Source organism: Mycobacterium malmoense, assembly GCF_019645855.1.
Taxonomy (GTDB): Bacteria; Actinomycetota; Actinomycetes; order Mycobacteriales; family Mycobacteriaceae; genus Mycobacterium; species Mycobacterium malmoense.
In genome coordinates, this window is sequence record NZ_CP080999.1 from 1,256,812 (window position 1) to 1,271,870 (window position 15,059).

Consider the following 15,059-nt stretch of genomic DNA (forward strand, 5'->3'; position numbering starts at 1 on the left):
AATTGCTGTGTGGATCTAGTATTCGTTGATGTGAGCACCGCGACAAACGACAGCGCGTCGGCGAGGGCGAAGAAAACGAAATCGACCCCGCCGGCCGCGCGCAAGATTTCCGACGCCGTCTACGAGGCCGAATTATTCAGGCTACAAACAGAATTCGTGAAGCTGCAGGAATGGGTGCGCCATTCCGGGGAGCGTCTGGTGGTTATCTTCGAAGGTCGTGACGCGGCCGGCAAGGGCGGCGTCATCAAACGGATCACCGAGTACCTGAGTCCGCGGGTGGTCCGGGTCGCCGCGTTGCCGATGCCGACAGAGCGGGAACACGGCGAGTGGTATTACCAGCGCTATATCGCCCACCTGCCGGCCAAAGGGGAGATCGTGCTGTTCGATCGGTCGTGGTACAACCGCGCCGGCATCGAGAAAGTCATGGGGTTCTGTACGCCGCAAGAGTATGTGCTGTTTTTGCGACAGACGCCGATTTTCGAGCAGATGCTCATCGACGACGGGATTTTGCTGCGCAAATATTGGTTCTCGGTCTCCGAGGCCGAACAGCTGCGCAGGTTCAAGGCGCGACTGAATGACCCTGTGCGGCAATGGAAACTCAGCACGATGGACCTGGAATCGGTGTATCGGTGGGAGGACTATTCGCGCGCCAAAGACGAGATGATGGTGCACACCGATACCCCCATCAGCCCGTGGTACGTCGTCGAATCGGATATCAAGAAGCACGCGCGGCTGAACATGATGGCCCATCTGCTATCCACGATCGAATACCACGACGTGGAATGGCCCAAGGTCAAACTGCCGAAACATCCGATCGTGAGCGAGAACTACCACCGCCCGCCGCGTGAGCTGTCGACCTACGTCGGCGACTACGCGTCCACCTTGATCGAGGAGTAATGATCCTGGTCTACATCCCGGCCACCCTGGCGATGTTGCAGCAGCTCGTCGACGAGGGGTCGTTGTGGCCCATCAACGGCACCGCGTTCGCGGTGACGCCGACGTTGCGGGAGGCCTACGCCCAGGGCGATGACGACGAGCTCGCCGAGGTGGCGCTGCGCGAGGCGGCCCTGGCGTCGCTGCGGCTGCTGGCGGCCCAGGCCGACGAGGCCGGCGAGGCTGGCGTCACCGGTGCCGCCCTGCCGCCCCGGCGCGCGGTGCTGGCCGCCGAGGTCGACTTGGACGAATCCGGGGCCAAGTACCGCCCCGATCTCGACGACGCCGTCGTCAGGCTCGGTGCGCCCGTCACGATCGACCAGGTGATCGCCGCGTACGTCGACAACGCCGCCGCCGAGGCGGCCGTCACCAAGGCGATCGAGGTTATCGACGCCGCCGACCTGGGCGACGAGGATGCCGACCTGGTCGTCGGCGATGCGCTGGACCACGATCTGGCCTGGTATGCGAACCAGGAGCTGCCATTTCTGCTCGACCTGCTTTGACGGTCGGATGTGACGCGTTTCTGGCCGTCGATCCTGGATACGGTGCCGTAGGTTACGGTACCGTAGCCTCTAGCCGGAGTGAGCGGAAGCCAAACGCCGCATCGTGAGCAGGAGCTTCCTAATGAGCAAGAAATACGCATCGATTACTGGCAATGTGGTCGACACCAGGCGCCCCACCGTCGCCGGCGCCGACAGGCATCCAGGCTGGCACGCGCTGCGCAAGATAGCCGCGCGCATCACGACGCCGTTGTTGCCCGACGACTATCTGCATCTGGCCAATCCGCTGTGGTCGGCGCGGGAATTGCGGGGCCGCATCCTTGAGGTCCGCCGGGAGACCGAAGACTCCGCGACCCTGGTGATCAAACCGGGCTGGGGCTTCAGCTTCGACTACCAGCCGGGCCAGTACATGGGGATCGGGCTGTTGGTCGACGGTCGCTGGCGCTGGCGATCGTATTCGCTGACATCGAGCCCCGTTGCCGCTGCGCGCACGGTGACCATCACCGTCAAGGCGATGCCCGAAGGGTTCCTGTCCACCCACCTGGTGGCCGGCGTCGAGCCGGGGACCATCGTGCGGCTGGCGGCGCCTCAGGGCAATTTCGTGCTGCCCGACCCGGCGCCACCGTCGATCCTGTTCCTCACCGCCGGTTCCGGGATAACGCCGGTGATGTCGATGCTGCGAACATTGGTGCGCCGCAACCAAATTGGTGACATCGCCCACCTGCATTCCGCGCCCACCGAATCGGACGTGATGTTTCGTGCCGAGTTGGCCGCGCTGGCGGCCGACCAGCCGGGCTATCGCTTGCAGCTTCGGGAGACCCGCACACAGGGTCGGCTCGACCTCGCCGCGCTCGACCAAGAGGTGCCGGACTGGCGCGAGCGCCAGACCTGGGCGTGCGGGCCGGAGGGCCTGCTCACCCAGGCCGAGAAGGTCTGGTCGTCGGCGGGCATCGGAGACCGGTTGCACCTGGAGCGATTCGCGGTGTCCAAGGCCGCGCCCGCCGGGGCGGGCGGGACCGTCACTTTCGCGCGAAGCGACCGTAGCGTGGCCGCCGATGCCGCGACGTCGTTGATGGACGCCGGTGAAGGCGTCGGCGTGCAGATGCCGTTCGGCTGCCGGATGGGCATCTGTCAGTCGTGCGTGGTGGGCCTGGTGGACGGCCACGTCCGCGATCTGCGGACCGGCGCCGAGCACGATCCCGGAACCCGGGTGCAGACCTGTGTATCGGCCGCATCCGGTGATTGTGTGCTCGACATTTAAAGGCTACTCACAGGTAACCTACGGGTTCGTAGGTTACGATAGCGTAGGTAGCGACCGGACAACGACCGCAGGGAGATAACGATGGCGATCACAGACGTCGACGTATTCGCCCATCTGACGGACGCCGACATCGAAAACCTGGCCGCCGAGCTCGACACTATCCGCCAGGACGTGGAAGACTCTCGCGGCGCGCGGGACGCCCGCTATATCCGTCGCACCATCGCGGCGCAGCGCGCTCTGGAGGTGGCCGGTCGGCTGCTGCTGGCGGCCAGTTCGCGGCGTTCGGCGTGGTGGGCGGGGACTGTGACCCTCGGTGTGGCCAAGATCGTCGAGAACATGGAGATCGGCCACAACGTCATGCACGGCCAGTGGGACTGGATGAACGATCCGGAGATTCATTCCTCGACGTGGGAATGGGACATGAGCGGGTCGTCCAAGCACTGGCGCTACACCCACAACTTCGTGCACCACAAGTACACCAACATCCTCGGGATGGACGACGACGTCGGCTACGGGTTGCTGCGCGTCACCCGCGACCAGCGCTGGAAGCGCTTCAACATTTTCAACCTGCTTTACAACACCTTGCTCGCGCTTCTCTTTGAATGGGGCGTCGGCCTGCAGCACGTCGAGATCGGCAAGATCCTTAAGAAGCGGTTGGGCCACGACGAAGCCCGGCAACGGGTCGACGAGTTCCTGGCCAAGGCCGGTCGGCAGGTGCTCAAGGACTACGTCGCGTTCCCGGCGCTGACCTCGCTGTCGCCCGGTGCGACGTACCGGTCCGCGTTGACGGCCAACGCGACTGCCAACGTGATCCGCAACGTGTGGGCCAACGCCGTCATCTTCTGCGGGCATTTCCCCGATGGCGCAGAGAAATTCACCAAGACCGACATGATCGGCGAAACGAAGGGCCAGTGGTACCTGCGCCAGATGCTGGGCAGTGCGAACTTCGAGGCCGGCCCGGTGCTGCGCTTCATGAGCGGCAACCTGTGCCACCAGATCGAGCACCACCTGTATCCCGACCTGCCGAGCAACCGGCTGCACGAGATCTCGGTGCGGGTGCGCCAGATCTGCGACAAGTACGACTTGCCCTACACCACAGGCTCATTCCTGCTGCAGTACGCCAAGACCTGGCGCACCCTGGCCAAGCTGTCGCTGCCCAACAAGTACCTGTTCGACGATGCCGACGACGCGCCGGAGACCCGCAGCGAGCGGATGTTCGCTGCGCTGGAGCCCGGTTTCGCCGGCACCGACCCGGCTACCGGACGCCGGCGTGGCCTGAAGACCGCCATCGCCACGGTGCGCGGTTGGCGCCGCGGCAAGCGTGCCAAGAGGCAAGCGCGGCGGCCGCTAGGCAACGACCTGGCGGCCTAGCCCTGCCCTAGCCCGCGAGCTCCCTGCCCTAGCCCGCGAGCGTGCGCAGATGTACGCCTCGCGCGGCGTGTCGGTGTACAGACACGCACGCTCGGCGACGCTTGCGCTCCGGTTGATCACCCCAACGATCGGATCCGTACAGCTCGGCGACCTGGTTTCTGTGACAGACCAAGTCACCCTCTATATTTCGGATTTCGAGGCGCTGCGTGCCTTCGGCGGACGACGCAGTGTCCTGCGACTGTTGGCGCTGCCCTGACATGGAGGTCCGGCAAGCCTGCTACCTGCCTGCAGCAATGACGCCATAGGGCCGCCAAACAACGACCTCGTCGAATGATCGAAGCGTTACCTAACGCGGAAGAATGATGCAGTGGTGCTGACCTACAGCATGGCGGTCGGGGACCCCGACGCGGCGCGACTGGCTCTGATTGACCGCTTCAGGGCGATACCGCTCTTCGCTTGACGGACGAGCCCAGTCCCTGCAGATTGCTGCACTCCTCAGCTATAGGCGGTGCTTCCCTCGATGGGGTGCGTCGTGCTGACGATCTTGGCGGCGCAGTGGTCGGAGTCGAGACCTTGGTTACTGCACCATGTCAGCGCACCGGACGACTCGGGGAAGGTGACGCCCGCAACGGTGACCCAGAAGTCCGGCGCGGAGAATGTCGACCAGTCGCCCGACCAAAGCAGTCTTACCCTGGGATATTGCTGGCGTAACTGAAGGTGTTCCTGCAGCGTTCGTACGTTATCCCACACGACGCCGTCGTCTACGACCCCCGGTCTCTTGGAGCTGAGTTGTGGGACCCACCAATTGGCAAGTTCGGCTTTAACGAAAGGGCTGTCTGAGCTCGCGAGTTGCTGCAGCTGTTGCAGGCTTGCCGCCTCGGGATCTTCGGCCTTCGCGGCAATGCTCGGAGATGAAGGGCTTGGGGGCGCTGGTGAGTTCGACGACTCCCCTAGATCGCGCTCCAAAATTTTTAGGACGTTGCCCATGTAGGTGTCCCCCTCGCTGACAAGGGTGGCCCCCTGTTGAAAGTCATCAATGTTGTGGTTTTCGACTGCCGTGGTGCAGATGCTCGCGGCGGCGTTGTAGTCGCTGAGGGCTTTCTGCAGTTGAGCGTTTAGCTCAGGATCGGGGCTTGGCAGGTGCTGCTGGAACTCCGCGACCGCATCGTGCACTTCCTGGCAAGCAATGCCCATGGTGGTGAGATCGCCAGCGTCTGCAGCCGTGGAGATCTTGCTCAGTCCATCGTGTACCTCTTGTGCTGGTACTAGCGTCGCGTCGTGCCACGCGGCGAGCGCGTCTCGCTGCGATGTGGTGGACGTGGTGGTGGGGGCTGCTGTCGCCGTGACCGTCTTGGTGGCGACAGTACCCGTATTGCCGGCGCAGGCGCCAAGCATTGGTACCGCTAGCGCCACACAGGTCGCAGCGAATGCAGTGCCAAGCCGAGCTCTGGTCGGCATGCTATGACAATAGGAGTTCACACTGTCTTGGACGAGCGTTCGACCAAATTTGCCCATGCTTCCTGTCCGCAGGGGCTCCGATCGCCTGGTCTCGGGGAGGAGTGGGGAGTGCTGCTCTGTCGTGTCGGGGACACTTAGATCAATCGCTCGGCGACGCTTGCGAGTCGTCCCGCCGCCTTCGCACATCTTCGACGGTCCGTACAGGCTGCGTGCTGTTTCAAGTTCAGTTACTTGCCACCTTTTCGGCCAGTGCTGCCAATTTGGCGTCAAGTTCCCTTGCCGCGCTGAGCAATTCGGGATTGGGCTCGACAACCATCAGCGACGACGGCTTGACGTAGGTCAGGCTGCTGCGGCTGTCGCCCTCGTCCATCACGAGCACCTCGACAGGGGCGAACAAGCCCGCTGTCACGTCGTGGCGCAACATCGTGATGGCGATCAGCGGGTTGCCGAGGATCACGCGCATCACCTTGCGCTCGATGCCGGCCTTGGTGATCCACGCCCCATGGTCGATGAGTGAGAAGAGCATGAATCCGCTTGGGCCGACGTAGGACTCGGCCCGTTGCTGATATTCCTGCCAGCCGCCGGCAGTGGTGGCGAACTCGTTGATCGGCACCGGCTTCTCGCCGATGTCGGCCAGCAACGCGGTGAGCAGTTCGTCGTAGCTCTTGTCACTGTCGTAGCGCACGCGCACACCGTCGAACCGGATCTCGTGTGCAACCGCCGAGGACAGGGTCATGGTGACCTCCTTAGCCCAGTCGCTCAATGATGGTGGCGTTGGCCATGCCGCCGCCCTCGCACATCGTCTGCAGCCCGTAGCGTCCGCCGCGCTGGTGCAGCGCGTTGACCAGCGTGGTCATGATGCGGGCGCCGCTAGCGCCCAACGGGTGGCCGAGCGCGATGGCCCCGCCGTTGACGTTGGTCTTGGCCAGGTCCGCCCCGGTGTCGCGCGCCCAGGCGAGCACGACGGGCGCGAATGCCTCGTTCACCTCGAACAGGTCGATGTCGGCCAGCGTCAGCCCGGCGCGGCGCAGCACCTTCTCGGTCGCGGGGATGATTCCGGTCAGCATGTAGAGCGGATCGGAACCCACCACGGTCGTGGTGTGGATGCGGGCCAGCGGGCGCAGGCCCAGCTCCTTGGCGACCGCGCTGGTGGTGATCAACACGGCGGCGCTGCCGTCGGACAGCGGCGAGGAGTTGCCCGCCGTAATCAACCAATTAATCTGCGGGAAACGGGTTTTCATCGCCTCGCTGTAGAATGACGGCTGCAGCGCGGCCAGCGTCTCGACCGTCGTTCCGGGCCGGATGATCTCGTCGGTGGAAAGCCCGGCGATCGGAATCAGCTCGTTGTCGAAAAGCCCGTCCTTGGTGGCGCGGGCGGCCTTGTCGTGGCTGCCGGCGGCGAACTCGTCGAGCTGGGCGCGCGAAAGGCCCCACTTCGCCGCGATCAGCTCGGCGCTGATGCCCTGCGGCACCAGGCCGTCGGGGTAGCGGTGCGCCATGTCCTCGCCGAACGGGTTGCTGCCCGGTAGCACCGAGGTGCCCATCGGGACGCGGCTCATCGACTCCACGCCGCCGGCGATCACCAGGTCGTAGGCGCCGGCGACGACGCCCTGGGCGGCGAAGCTGATGGCCTGCTGGCTGCTGCCGCACTGCCGGTCGATCGTCACGCCGGGAACGGACTCGGAGAATCCCGCACCCAGCAACGCGTTTCGCGCGATGTTGACGGCCTGGTCGCCGACCTGGGTGACGGCACCGGCGATGACATCGTCGATCTGGGCCGGGTCCACGCCGGTGCGTGCCACCAGCTCTCGCAGGCTGTGCGCCAGCAGGTCGGCGGGCAGCACATCGTGCAGCGCCCCGCCGGCCTTGCCCTTGCCGATCGGGGTTCGCACGGCTCCGACGATGACGGCGTCGCGAATCATGGCTCCTCCTCGAGTCCATCCTGGATATAGGAAGCTATACCCAGGTAAACACCTAGGTATGCTAAAAGCAACCCAGACCGGGAGGTGATTCGCATGACACTGCTGCAGGGCCCGCTGGCCGATCGCGATGCCTGGTCGGCGGTCGGCGAGTGTGCGATCGAGAAGACCATGACGGTGGTCGGCACCAAGTCCGCGATGCTCATCATGCGCGAGGCGTACTACGGCACCACCCGGTTCGACGACTTCGCCCGCCGGGTGGGCATCACCAAGGCCGCAACCTCGGCGCGGCTGGGCGAACTGGTCGAGCTCGGGCTACTGAGGCGGCAGCCCTACCGTGAACCCGGGCAGCGCGGCCGCTATGAGTATGTGCTCACCGAGGCCGGCATCGAGTTCATGCCGGTGGTGTGGGCGATGTTCGAGTGGGGCCGACGCCACCTGCCGGGCCGCAACAGGCTCCGGCTGACTCATCTGGGCTGTGGCGCCGACGCGGAGGTACAAATGCGTTGCACCAAAGGGCATCTGGTGCCGCCCGACGAACTGGGCATGCGATTGGTCGGCACCGGCCGGCGCGAGCGTGCGTAGTTGTACGGCTTTGGCGGCGTGTCGCTGTACCGACACGCACGCTCGGCAGGCCGTCAGGTCTGGTTGAGCGCGGCGAGCAGCCGACGGGCCGCGGCGACGCGGCGGACGGCGGGCCCGGACAGGGCGTCCAGCGCGCATTCGGGGTCGGCCGGCGGCCCCATGTGCCTGCAGCCGCGTGGGCAGTCGCGGATCGCCTCGGCGAGATCCGAGAACGCCATCAGCACGTCGTCGGGTTCGATGTGGGCCAGCCCGAACGAGCGGATTCCCGGGGTGTCGATCACCCAGCCGGTAGCCCCAAGGGACTCTCCCAACGGAAGGGCCACCGACTGGGTCGAAGTGTGCCGCCCCTTGCCGATCTCGGTCACCTCGCCGACGGCCCGATCAGCTTCGGGCACAAGGCGATTCACCAACGTCGACTTGCCCACCCCGGAATGCCCGAGCAGCACGGTGACCTTGCCGGCGAGCAGGTCGGCCACCGCCGGCAACGGATCGTCGCGGCCGGCGGCGACCACCGTCAGGTCCAGGTCGGCGAACTGCTCGGCGAACGGCTCCGGCGGGGCGAGGTCCGTCTTGGTCAAGCACAGGATCGGTGTCAGCCCGCCGGCGTAGGCGGCGATCAGCGCCCGGTCGACCAGGCCGGTGCGCGGCGGGGGATCGGCCAGCGCCACCACGATCAGCAGTTGGTCGGCGTTGGCGACCACCACTCGCTCGGTGGGGTCGGTGTCATCGGCGGTGCGGCGCAACACCGTTCGCCGCGGCCCCCGGCGCACGATGCGGGCCAGGGTGTCCGTCCGCCCGGACAGGTCGCCGACCAGATCGACCTCGTCGCCGACGACGATCGGGGTGCGGCCCAGCTCGCGCGCCCGCATGGCCGTGACCCGGCGGTTGGGGTCCCCGTCCAGCACGCACCCCCACCGGCCGCGGTCGACGCTGACCACCATGGCGGCCTCGGCGTCGGCGTGCTCGGGACGGGTCTTGGTCCGCGGCCGCGAGCCCCTGCCGGAGCGGACCTTGACGTCGGACTCGTCGTAATCGCCGGGCCTCAAACGCCGGGCTCCGGCTCGATTGCCCGCCTCCTTCTCGTGCCGCCACCGCGGCGCGCATCGTCGCCGGGCTCCAGCATGCGCGCCCACAGCCGCGGAAACTCGGGCAGCGTCTTGGTGGTGGCGCCGATGTCGTCCACCTGAACGCCGGGCACCCGCAGCCCGACGATCGCGCCGGCCATCGCCATTCGGTGATCGGCGTAGGCGCGCCAGATGCCGGGCCGCAGCGGAGTCGCGGTGATCACCAGGCCGTCGGGGGTTTCGGCGCAGTTGCCGCCCAGGCGGTTGATCTCGGTGCTCAGCGCGGCGAGTCGATCCGTCTCGTGACCGCGCAAATGGGCGATGCCGGAGAGCCGCGACACCGATCCCGGGGTCGCCAGCGCCGCCAGCGCCGCCACCGACGGCGTCAGCTCGCCGACGGCGCGCAGGTCGACCTGGAAACCGGGGTAGCCGTCGTATGCCGCCGGCCCACGCGCCTCAAGGAATGAATCCGATTGGTTCACAACGGCATTCATCTTGCCCAAGATGGCCAGGATGTCGCCGGCGGGTTGCACGCTGGTCGCCGGCCAGCCGGCGATGCGCACCGTTCCGCCGGTCACCACCGCCGCCGCCAGGAACGGCACGGCGTTCGTCAGGTCGGGTTCGACCTCCCAGCGCCGGGCCGCGACCGCGCCGGCGCGCACCCGCCAGCGGTCGGGGACCGAGTCGTCGACGTCGACCCCGGCCTGCCGCAGCATCACTATCGTCATCGCGATGTGCGGCGCCGACGGCAGCGCCGAACCGGTGTGTCGCACGGTCAAGCCCCCGGTGAACGAGGCCCCGCACAGCAGCAGGCCCGAGACGAACTGCGACGACGCCGACGCGTCGATGGCCACGGTCCCGCCGGCGACCGCCCCGCTGCCGTGCACCCGGAAGGGCAGACCGGTCCCGTCGATCCAAACACCCAGGCCGCGCAGCGCGTCCAGCAGCGGCGCGATGGGCCGGGCCCGGGCCTGCTCGTCGCCGTCGAACTCCACCGCCGAATCGGCCAGCGCCGCCAGCGGCGGAACGAAACGCAACACCGTGCCCGCCAGGCCGCAGTCCACCCGGGCTTCGGGGCCGGGGGCGATCCGACCGCTGATCGTCAGGTCGGAACCGTCCCCGTCGACGCGCAGGCCCAGTGTCCTCAGCGCTCCGATCATCAGGTCGGTATCCCGGCTGCGCAGCGCTCCGCTGATGGTCGAGGCGCCTTGGCCCTGCGCGGCGGCCAGCGCGGCCAGCACCAGCGCCCGGTTGGTCTGCGATTTCGAGCCCGGAACGGTCACGGTCGCGCACACCGGTGCCGTCGCGCTTGGCGCCGTCCATGTTTTGGGGGCCTCGGTACCGCTCACCCGCTTTATCCTGCCGTGTCGGCGCGCGTCATGCGTACCAGGCACCATGGCAGATATGTGCGGACGGTTTGTGGTCAAGACGGACCCGGCGCAGCTGGCCGAAAAAATCGACGCGATCAACGAGGCGACGGCGGCCGCCGCCGGGGCGCCCAACTACAACGTCGCTCCCACCGACACGATCGCGACCGTGGTGACCCGCCACAGCGAGCCCGCCGACGAGCCGACGCGCCGGGTGCGGCTCATGCGCTGGGGATTGGTTCCGTCGTGGGCCAAGGCCCGCCCCGACGGCGGGCCGGACACCAAGGGGCCGATGCTGATCAACGCCCGCGCGGACAAGGTCACCACCTCGCCCGTGTTTCGTTCGAGCGCCAGGTCCAGGCGTTGCCTGGTCCCGATGGACGGCTACTACGAATGGCGCGTCAATTCGGACGCCGGTGCGGGTAGGAAGTCCCGCAAGACGCCGTTCTTCATGTACCGCGAAGACAGCGAGCCGCTGTTCATCGCGGGGCTTTGGTCGGTGTGGAGACCAGAGGGGAAGCCGGCCGAGGACGGTCCGCCGCTCCTGAGCTGCACGATCATCACCACCGACGCCGTGGGCGAGCTCGCCGAGATCCACGACCGGATGCCGCTGGTCGTGCCCGAACGCGACTGGGACCGCTGGCTGGACCCGGACGCCCCGGTCGATGAGGAGCTGCTGGCCCGCCCGCCCGACGTGCACGGCATTTGCATGCGCGAGGTGTCGACGCTGGTCAACAGCGTGCGCAACAACGGGCCGCAGCTGATCGAACCGGCCCAACCGGAGGCCGAGCAGGCCACGCTGCTGTGAAGGAGCGTGACGCGCGCTACGGGTCGTCGTCGTCTTGGTCGTGGCGGAGGAGTTTTTCGGGGTGCCAGTAGGTGTTGGTGCGGGGTTGGCCGCGGTCGAGGTGGGCCGGGGGGATCCATTCGGTGTCGCCGTGGGCGTTTTTGCGGGTGCTCCAGCCCCCGGGTTGCACGATGTGGTGTTGGGTGGGACACCCGAAGGCCAGGTTGTTCACGTCGGTGTCGCCGCAGACGGCGAAGGGCTCGACGTGATGCACCTCGCACCAATACCCGGGCACGGTGCACCCCGGTGCGGTACAGCCACGATCCCGGGCATACAACACGATCCGCTGCGCGGGCGAAGCCAACCTTTTCGTGTGGTACAGGGCCAACGTTTTGCCTTTGTCGAAGATGGCCAAGTAGTGCCGGGCGTGGCGGGATAGGCGGATCACATCCGACATGGGCAAGATGCTGCCCCCACCGGTCAGGCCGCGTCCGGCGGCGGCTTCGAGCTCGCCCAGCGTGGTGGTGACGATGATGGAGGCGGGAAGCCCGTTGTGCTGACCCAGCTTTCCAGAGGCGAGTAGGGCGCGGTGGGCGGCCAGCAGCGCATCGTGTTGGCGTTGGGCGGGGCTGCGGGTGTCTTTGTCGATGGCGTCTTGGCTGGGGGTGCCGTCCACGGTGGGGGTCTGATCGGCCGGGTTGCACATGCCGGGGGCGGCCAGTTTGGCCCACACGGCTTCTAGGGTGGCGCGGGCTTCGGGGTGAGCCAGCCGCGCAGTGCGGACATGCCGTCGGCTTCCTGTTTACCCAACGTGACACCGCGCCGCCGGGCGCGGTCCTCATCGCTGTAGGTGCCGTCGGGGTTGAGGCAGTCGGCGAGTGTGTCGGCCAGCGCGGTCAGTTGTTCGGGCCGATGTTGGGTGCCCAGGCGGGCCAGGTGGTGTTCGGCGCGTTCCCGGGTGGCTTGGTCGATCCAACCGGGCAGGTGGTGGTAGAACCGGCGGATCGCCGCCACCTGCCCGCCCCCGAGTTTCCCGGACCGCTGGGCGGCCGCGGTGGCCGCCATGACCGGGGCGAGTGGTTCCCCGGTCAACGCGCGGCGGGGCCCGAGATCGGCGGCCTCGTGAATGCGGCGACCCGCCTCGGCGCGGGTGATCAATGTCCACTCGGCGATGGCATGGGAGAGCGTGTCGCCCAACTCCTCGGGCGTGGCCTGGCGGGCCAGCTGATTGATCAACGGATGCTCGATGGCCGGCACCCGCCGACGCACCCGCTCACAGCGCTCCAACAACGCCAACCGCTCCGGGGTGCTCAACGCCTCAAAATCCAACCCCACCACCGCGTCGACCGCGGCATCCAGCGCATCGAAGGCAGCCGTGATCGCCTCCCGATCCACCCCGCTGCCAGCCATGACCCGAAACTATCGAAGCCCACCGACAAAAAAGCCGCCCTTGAAACGCAAGTGACGCAAGTGATTTCGAAAACCGATCGCAAACTACGCCGAAGAGTTCCCGCGGCCGCGCTACGCCCGCCGGGCCAGATACGCGAGCGCGAGCTGGGCGGCGTTGGCGCCGCACATGCCGTGGGCGCCGGGCCCCGGCGGGGTGGCCGCCGAGCAGATGTACATGCCCGGCACCCCAATGGTATACGGCGACAACGTGATTCGCGGGCCAAACGTCAGCTGCCGAATGTCCTTGGCGCCGGTCATGATGTCGCCTCCGACGTAGTTGGGATTGTAGGTGGCCATCTGCGTCGTCGAGCGAACGGTGTAGCCGACGACGCGTTCCCGGAAACCCGGGGCGAACCGCTCGATCTGGGCGATGATCGCCTCGGTCGCGTCGCCGGTGTAGCCGTTGGGGACGTGTGCGTAGCTCCACACCGGGTGCGTATTGCCCACCGAGCGTTGCGGATCCGCCAGGTACTGCTGACCGACCAGCACGAACGGCCGCTCCGGCATGCGTCCGGCGTGGACGTCCCGCTCGGTCGCGGCAAGCTCGGTGTAAGTCCCGGCCAGGTGCACCGTGCCGGCCCGACGGGCGTCGGGGTTCGTCCAGGGCACGCCGCCCTCGACGGCAAAATCGACCTTGAACGCGCCGGGGCCACGCCGGAACCTGGCGAAGGCACGAGAAACCCTGCGCAGCAGGCGATCTCCCACAATCCCCGCGACCGCTTCGGGCGCCAGATCGAACATCGTGATGTCGGCGGGCGGCAGCTGCGCCGCCGCCTTGACCCGGACACCGGTCTCGATTTTGCCGCCCAGCTCGCCGAGCAGCGCCGCCATCGCGTTGGTGATCGACCGCGATCCACCCTCGGCGACCGCCCAGCCGTGCCGATGGCCGGCCGCGATGATGCCCATCCCGATGGCCGAGGTCATCGGGTAGTGCAGCGGCCGAAAGGCATGGGCCGCAACACCTCCGAACAGCGCCCGGCCTTCCTCCGTGCCGAACAGCCGCACGAACGTCGACCCGGGAAGCACGGTGGGCACACCGAACCGGGCCAGCATCAGCGGGTGATGCGGGAACCGCAGCAGGGGCCGCATGATGTCCTCGCTCAGGGTGTCGAACCGGGCGGCCGGGTAGCCGAACGCGAGCCGCCACCGCGACCCGTCGCGACCGAGACCGGCCGCGGTCCGTTCCACCGAGCGGTGCAGCACGCCGGCGCCGCCGCCGTCGAGGGGATGCACGCAATCGATCTCCGGCCAGCGCCACGACAGGCCGTACCGCTGTAGGTCGAAGCGGCTCAAGAATGGCGAGCCGACGGCCATGGGGTGAATCGCCGAGCAGTCGTCGTGCAGCAGGCCGGGGATGATCGCCTCGCCGCTGCGGGTGCCGCCGCCGACCTCGTCGGCGGCCTCGAGCACGGTGACCCGCACCCCTTCGGCGGCCAGGCAGACGGCGGCGGCGAGCCCGTTGGGTCCGCCACCGACCACCACCGCCGTGCTCATGCCGACGCCCCGCGCTCGTCGCCGCCAACGGCCTCCGGCTCCACCCGGGCGACGACGCGCTCGCCCGGCTCGAACGCAACTTGGCACCGCACGGCTTCGATCAAGTCTTCATTGTGCAGGTGATCGTCGCCGACGTTGAACCCGGTCAACGAAGTGCACGGCAGCGAGAACGGGCCGCCCTTGCCGAAACGCGGCGGCGCGCCGTCCTCTTCACACAGCGGTGCCTATACACGATGCCGAATTGTGTCGCCGCGGACATTTTATTGATGTCGATTTTGGCTAATGATGTTCAAATGACAAATAGCGATCAGACCGTTTTTGAAGGTCCGCTGCGCCAGCTTGCTCGCAGCGCGTGGCAGTTGCTGCTGCTCACCGGCGTCCTCGCGGTGGCGCTGGGCGTCATCGTGCTGGTCTGGCCAGGCAAGACGCTGGTGGTGGCCGGTGTCGTGTTCGGCATCTACCTGGTGGTGTCCGGAATTGGTTACGTATTTGCCGCATTCGGAACGCACGCCGGCGCCGCGATGCGAGTGCTGACGTTCGTCGGCGGCGTCGTGTCGGTGGTGCTGGGGCTCTTCTGCTTCCGCAACGAACTCGAGTCGATCATGCTTTTGGCGCTCTGGATCGGCATCGGCTGGCTGTTCCGCGGCATTACCCTGCTCGCTGCGGCGTTGTCTTTCGACCACCTACCCGCACGCGGCTGGCAGGCGCTGTCCGGCGTGATCATCGTGATCGGCGGCGTCGTGTTGATCGTCTCGCCGCTCGATTCGATCGCGATCCTGGCCCTAGTTGCCGGCTGGTGGCTGATCGTCATCGGCATCATCGACGTCATCACGGCATTCCAGGTCCGCGGCCGCGCGAAGGCGTGACCTGG

General features: G+C 67.2%; 15 protein-coding genes and 1 pseudogene. 8 read left to right on the forward strand and 8 right to left on the reverse strand.

All coding sequences use genetic code 11. The features are described 5' to 3' along the window. The first annotated feature begins 30 nt into the window (after positions 1 to 30). The 5 genes from ppk2 (at position 31) to K3U93_RS05940 (ending at position 4,321) form a co-directional block, all read left to right on the forward strand. A complete protein-coding gene (gene ppk2 / locus K3U93_RS05920) occupies positions 31 to 897 on the forward strand; it encodes a polyphosphate kinase 2 (RefSeq protein ID WP_083012312.1) in 867 nt (288 codons plus the stop codon). After that, positions 897 to 1,436 (forward strand): DUF6912 family protein, encoded by a 540-nt coding sequence (locus tag K3U93_RS05925; RefSeq protein WP_083012315.1) that lies wholly within the window; start codon positions 897 to 899, stop codon positions 1,434 to 1,436. The genes ppk2 and K3U93_RS05925 overlap by 1 nt, the downstream gene beginning before the upstream one ends. 121 nt (positions 1,437 to 1,557) lie before the next feature. After that, complete coding sequence (locus K3U93_RS05930; RefSeq protein ID WP_071510961.1) at positions 1,558 to 2,694, forward strand: ferredoxin reductase; 1,137 nt, start codon at positions 1,558 to 1,560, stop codon at positions 2,692 to 2,694. A gap of 81 nt (positions 2,695 to 2,775) precedes the next feature. Continuing rightward, positions 2,776 to 4,065, forward strand: coding sequence for a fatty acid desaturase family protein (locus K3U93_RS05935; RefSeq protein WP_083012318.1), 1,290 nt, complete (start codon positions 2,776 to 2,778; stop codon positions 4,063 to 4,065). A gap of 49 nt (positions 4,066 to 4,114) precedes the next feature. After that, the gene (locus K3U93_RS05940) at positions 4,115 to 4,321 is read left to right on the forward strand and encodes a hypothetical protein (RefSeq protein WP_083012320.1); all 207 of its coding nucleotides are present in this window, start codon (positions 4,115 to 4,117) and stop codon (positions 4,319 to 4,321) included. Between the two features lie 239 nt (positions 4,322 to 4,560). On the opposite strand, the gene K3U93_RS25620 is transcribed toward K3U93_RS05940, so the two are convergent. From K3U93_RS25620 to K3U93_RS05955, 3 genes are all read right to left on the reverse strand, one after another. Next, on the reverse strand, positions 4,561 to 5,523 hold the full coding sequence (locus K3U93_RS25620) for a hypothetical protein (RefSeq protein WP_230981586.1): 963 nt from the start codon (positions 5,521 to 5,523) through the stop codon (positions 4,561 to 4,563). 223 nt (positions 5,524 to 5,746) lie between these two features. Further along, a complete protein-coding gene (locus K3U93_RS05950; protein WP_083012323.1) occupies positions 5,747 to 6,259 on the reverse strand; it encodes a DUF302 domain-containing protein in 513 nt (170 codons plus the stop codon). A gap of 10 nt (positions 6,260 to 6,269) precedes the next feature. Then, entirely contained in the window at positions 6,270 to 7,445 is a 1,176-nt protein-coding gene (locus tag K3U93_RS05955) for a thiolase family protein (protein ID WP_083012326.1), read from the reverse strand. A gap of 93 nt (positions 7,446 to 7,538) precedes the next feature. Between K3U93_RS05955 and K3U93_RS05960 the strand changes: the two genes are divergently transcribed. Then, positions 7,539 to 8,027: a winged helix-turn-helix transcriptional regulator gene (locus K3U93_RS05960; protein ID WP_083012329.1), complete on the forward strand. Its 489-nt coding sequence runs from the start codon at positions 7,539 to 7,541 to the stop codon at positions 8,025 to 8,027. A gap of 53 nt (positions 8,028 to 8,080) precedes the next feature. On the opposite strand, the gene rsgA is transcribed toward K3U93_RS05960, so the two are convergent. Next, positions 8,081 to 9,073 carry a ribosome small subunit-dependent GTPase A gene (gene rsgA, locus K3U93_RS05965; protein WP_083012332.1) on the reverse strand — a complete coding sequence of 331 codons (993 nt, stop codon included), beginning with the start codon at positions 9,071 to 9,073 and terminating at the stop codon, positions 8,081 to 8,083. Next, positions 9,070 to 10,440, reverse strand: a complete 1,371-nt coding sequence (aroA, locus tag K3U93_RS05970) for a 3-phosphoshikimate 1-carboxyvinyltransferase (protein WP_230981587.1) — start codon at positions 10,438 to 10,440, stop codon at positions 9,070 to 9,072. Before aroA ends, rsgA begins: the two co-directional genes overlap by 4 nt. A gap of 55 nt (positions 10,441 to 10,495) precedes the next feature. On the opposite strand from aroA, the gene K3U93_RS05975 reads away from it, so the two are divergent. Beyond that, positions 10,496 to 11,266 carry an SOS response-associated peptidase gene (locus K3U93_RS05975; RefSeq protein WP_083012337.1) on the forward strand — a complete coding sequence of 257 codons (771 nt, stop codon included), beginning with the start codon at positions 10,496 to 10,498 and terminating at the stop codon, positions 11,264 to 11,266. A gap of 16 nt (positions 11,267 to 11,282) precedes the next feature. Here K3U93_RS05975 and K3U93_RS05980 read toward each other — a convergent pair. From K3U93_RS05980 to K3U93_RS24760, 3 genes and pseudogenes are all read right to left on the reverse strand, one after another. Next, a pseudogene (locus K3U93_RS05980) lies at positions 11,283 to 12,655 on the reverse strand (HNH endonuclease signature motif containing protein). 111 nt (positions 12,656 to 12,766) lie between these two features. Next, a complete protein-coding gene (locus tag K3U93_RS05985; protein WP_083010245.1) occupies positions 12,767 to 14,188 on the reverse strand; it encodes a phytoene desaturase family protein in 1,422 nt (473 codons plus the stop codon). Next, complete coding sequence (locus K3U93_RS24760) at positions 14,185 to 14,292, reverse strand: hypothetical protein (protein ID WP_230981588.1); 108 nt, start codon at positions 14,290 to 14,292, stop codon at positions 14,185 to 14,187. Before K3U93_RS24760 ends, K3U93_RS05985 begins: the two co-directional genes overlap by 4 nt. 15 nt (positions 14,293 to 14,307) lie before the next feature. Here K3U93_RS24760 and K3U93_RS05995 point away from each other — a divergent pair, with 15 nt between their 5' ends. After that, complete coding sequence (locus tag K3U93_RS05995; protein WP_230981589.1) at positions 14,308 to 15,054, forward strand: HdeD family acid-resistance protein; 747 nt, start codon at positions 14,308 to 14,310, stop codon at positions 15,052 to 15,054. Positions 15,055 to 15,059: the final 5 nt, after the last annotated feature.

Bases quoted from the DNA above. Each gene is read 5' to 3' on its own strand.
- K3U93_RS05930 (WP_071510961.1), top strand. From the start codon at position 1,558: ATGAGCAAGAAATACGCATCGATTACTGGCAATGTGGTCGACACCAGG.
- K3U93_RS05960 (WP_083012329.1), top strand. From the start codon at position 7,539: ATGACACTGCTGCAGGGCCCGCTGGCCGATCGCGATGCCTGGTCGGCG.
- K3U93_RS25620 (WP_230981586.1), bottom strand. From the start codon at position 5,523: ATGCCGACCAGAGCTCGGCTTGGCACTGCATTCGCTGCGACCTGTGTG.
- K3U93_RS05925 (WP_083012315.1), top strand. From the start codon at position 897: ATGATCCTGGTCTACATCCCGGCCACCCTGGCGATGTTGCAGCAGCTC.
- K3U93_RS05935 (WP_083012318.1), top strand. From the start codon at position 2,776: ATGGCGATCACAGACGTCGACGTATTCGCCCATCTGACGGACGCCGAC.
- K3U93_RS05985 (WP_083010245.1), bottom strand. From the start codon at position 14,188: ATGAGCACGGCGGTGGTGGTCGGTGGCGGACCCAACGGGCTCGCCGCC.
- K3U93_RS05940 (WP_083012320.1), top strand. From the start codon at position 4,115: ATGTACGCCTCGCGCGGCGTGTCGGTGTACAGACACGCACGCTCGGCG.
- K3U93_RS05950 (WP_083012323.1), bottom strand. From the start codon at position 6,259: ATGACCCTGTCCTCGGCGGTTGCACACGAGATCCGGTTCGACGGTGTG.
- K3U93_RS05975 (WP_083012337.1), top strand. From the start codon at position 10,496: ATGTGCGGACGGTTTGTGGTCAAGACGGACCCGGCGCAGCTGGCCGAA.
- K3U93_RS05955 (WP_083012326.1), bottom strand. From the start codon at position 7,445: ATGATTCGCGACGCCGTCATCGTCGGAGCCGTGCGAACCCCGATCGGC.